We start from the raw sequence: 2,767 nt of genomic DNA on the forward strand, positions 1-2,767 counted from the left end.
CCCGTCCGCGCGTTCCCCCCCCCCCCCCCCGGGGTGGGGTGCGGCCCCCCACCGCCCGCCCCCCACCCCTTCTGTGTGCTCGCCGGTGCCTGACACCGGCACCACCACATCTGAAGGAGGAAGTCCGTCATGACCCAGCATCCCGACGCCGCCACCTGGCACGCCACCCCGCAGGACGAGGCTTGGTGGACGCCGTCAACGCCGGAGATGATGACCGCGATCCTGCTTACCTACGAGGGCGCTGGCATCATCGAAATCCCCTGCCACCAGACCCAGCAGGCCATCCGGGAGCGGGTGGGTGACCCGCTCACCGAACGCGTCCGCTACACCCTAGATGCCCTGATCTGGGTCGGGGACAACAGCCAGCGCACCAGTGAGTTCAACCCGGGCGCCACCTCGCTCATCACTGAGCTGCCCAACCACATCACCACCGGCGACTATGCCGCCAGCGACCACGCCCGCGCCCACACCCAGGCACTCCTGGACACACCCGGGTTCGTTCCCACCATTCACGGCCACGCCGTGATCACCGGCGTCACTGACGACGGAGAACCCGGCCCGCTCGCCGAAGCCTTCACCCACTGGTTCGACACCACCGCCACCGTCGTCCAGTCCTCCCTCGACGTCGAAGTCCTCCCCCTGGCGGCCCTCCTCCTGGACGCACACGCGGCATCGAGCCCGGCACCGTCCTCGAAACCCCAGACACCCCGGACTCCCCCCTGACCAACACACCGCCGGGGCCCGTGCCGCAGCCGGGCCCCGGCACACAACCTGCACCCCTCACAACGAGGCCCCTTGCTGGAACCGGAAAACCAGACCGACTCCAGCAAGGGGCCTCGTGCCGTCTTCACCCCGCTCACACCCACTGCGAAAGGGACCTCGTCATGCACCAGCCACCCCGTGACCTCGTCGACGACATCGAGCAGCTCCTCGCTCCCCTCGCCGCACCGCAGGAGCCGTCCCCGGCGGCCAACGGGTTCTGGGATGTCTCCGGGCCGGAGATGATGCGCGCGGTCCTGCTCGACCAGGACCGCATCGAGCTCATCGAGATCCCCCGCGCCGACCCGGTTCCCGCCATCGCCACCCGGGTCGGGGACACACTCGCCGAGGTCATCCAGTACACCCCGGACGTCCTGATCTGGGCCGGTGAAGACGGGTCACGCACCAACGACACCGCCACCGGGCTTGTCTGCGAGCTCATCGCCGATGTCGCCGAAGGCACCTACGCCTCCACCGAGCTCGGCCGTGCCCACGCCCAGCGCCTCGCCGTCACGCCGGAGTTCGTGCCGACCCTCTACGGCGCCGTCGTGCTCACCGGCGCCACCGGGCACGGCGAACCCGCCCCGTTCACCGACACCTTCGGCCAGTGGTTCGCCGCGATCCTCGACCAGATCGACCGCACCGCCGCCCGAATCCAGGCCCACGCCGCCGTCGAGGCGATCCTCGCCGTGTTCGGGCAGTCCCGTGCTCCCCGACCTCACGGTGAGGAGTCCGACGGCCCCACCCGCCCGCGCTGACGCTCTGCCACCGCGACGGTAGGTCCGCTGACCGGCCATCCCGGCCCGGCCGCCGGCCCCCCAAAACCGCCCCCAATGGGCCCCACCGCGCCCCGCGTGGTTTGGCCCGCGGACCGGCCATCCCGGCCGGTCAGCGGACCTCCATACGCCGCACGTATCGGGCCCATCGGCGCCGCGACCACCGCGCCCGGACGACACCGCCGACTACGTCGACCGGGGACCTGGCCACCAGGGCGATCGTGCACAGCTCCTCGGATCTACACCAACACCGAAACCCTGGCTCGCCCAGCACGGCGCCCCAACCGACACCGGACCGGCCCCGAACGGACACCAGCCTGTCGGCCAGTCTCCCCGCAGGGCCGAGGCCATGCGGCCGAGCAGAGGCGCGGGTCACTGACCCCCGACACCCCGCAGCCCACTCCAGGTGGCCGGGCACCGCCTCCCCGGTGCCCGGCCACCGTCCACCGCCACACGGCCCGAACCGCGACCCACGCACCGATCCCGACGAAAGACCTGGCTCACCGCCCATCCCACGACTCCCGCCTTACCCAGCGTCGCGCTGCCCGTCCTGTCGCGCCGCCTCGTGATCGAGCATCGTCGGGTCTGGCAACACGGCCGCCGTCGACGTATGCCGCAAGCCGGTGTCGTGCTGCTCAGCCGTGCCCCCATCCAGACCGGGCTCCTGCTCGCCGGTTGCGCCCGGCCCGGTTGAGTCTTGGTTCACGGCGCCAGTGCGGCCGGTGTGGATCAGCCGCCGTGCTTCTTTCTCGCTGCGCAGTTCCAGGAGTTCGGCGACCTGTGCGGCGCTGCGCCCGCCGTGTTCGTGGATCGCCCAAGCCGCCGCTGCCTGCCGCGCGTGCTCACCCGCGACCCGCTCCGTGGATTCCGCGCGTGCCTGATCGATCTTGCGGTGCAGCACGGCCACCTTGTCCTCCAAGGCGGCCTGTTCCGCCGCGATGACCACCCCCGCGTCGACGAACTCAACGAGGCTGTCTTCCACCAACTGCTCGCGCTTCTTCTGCTCGGCCAGCTGCTCGGCATTGCGCTGCCGTGCCCGTTCCAGGTCCTGGCTGACTCGCGTCGACCGACGCGGCCTGCGGCCCCCGCGGGGCGTTGCTGCGCTCATCCCATTCCCCCTTCATCGGATGCGCTTGACGTCGTCCGACGGTAGGCAGCGGGAGCGGCGATTCGTCCCGACACGCCCGGGTCCACGCCGTCACCGGCAGAAGGGGCGGAATGCAGTGCGGGGG

General features: G+C 71.3%; 3 protein-coding genes. 2 read left to right on the forward strand and 1 reads right to left on the reverse strand.

All coding sequences use genetic code 11. The annotated features are described in order from the left end of the window. The first annotated feature begins 129 nt into the window (after positions 1-129). Both R4I43_RS34110 and R4I43_RS34115 read left to right on the forward strand, forming a co-directional pair. On the forward strand, positions 130-723 hold the full coding sequence (locus tag R4I43_RS34110) for a hypothetical protein (RefSeq protein WP_324269861.1): 594 nt from the start codon (positions 130-132) through the stop codon (positions 721-723). A 161-nt stretch (positions 724-884) separates the two neighbouring features. Continuing rightward, positions 885-1,517: a hypothetical protein gene (locus R4I43_RS34115; protein ID WP_324269862.1), complete on the forward strand. Its 633-nt coding sequence runs from the start codon at positions 885-887 to the stop codon at positions 1,515-1,517. A 544-nt stretch (positions 1,518-2,061) separates the two neighbouring features. On the opposite strand, the gene R4I43_RS34120 is transcribed toward R4I43_RS34115, so the two are convergent. Continuing rightward, positions 2,062-2,643, reverse strand: a complete 582-nt coding sequence (locus R4I43_RS34120) for a hypothetical protein (protein ID WP_324269863.1) — start codon at positions 2,641-2,643, stop codon at positions 2,062-2,064. Positions 2,644-2,767 lie beyond the last annotated feature (124 nt).

It is taken from the genome of Saccharopolyspora mangrovi (assembly GCF_035320975.1).
Taxonomy (GTDB): Bacteria; Actinomycetota; Actinomycetes; order Mycobacteriales; family Pseudonocardiaceae; genus Saccharopolyspora; species Saccharopolyspora mangrovi.

Bases quoted from the DNA above. Each gene is read 5' to 3' on its own strand.
- R4I43_RS34115 (WP_324269862.1), top strand. From the start codon at position 885: ATGCACCAGCCACCCCGTGACCTCGTCGACGACATCGAGCAGCTCCTC.
- R4I43_RS34120 (WP_324269863.1), bottom strand. From the start codon at position 2,643: ATGAGCGCAGCAACGCCCCGCGGGGGCCGCAGGCCGCGTCGGTCGACG.
- R4I43_RS34110 (WP_324269861.1), top strand. From the start codon at position 130: ATGACCCAGCATCCCGACGCCGCCACCTGGCACGCCACCCCGCAGGAC.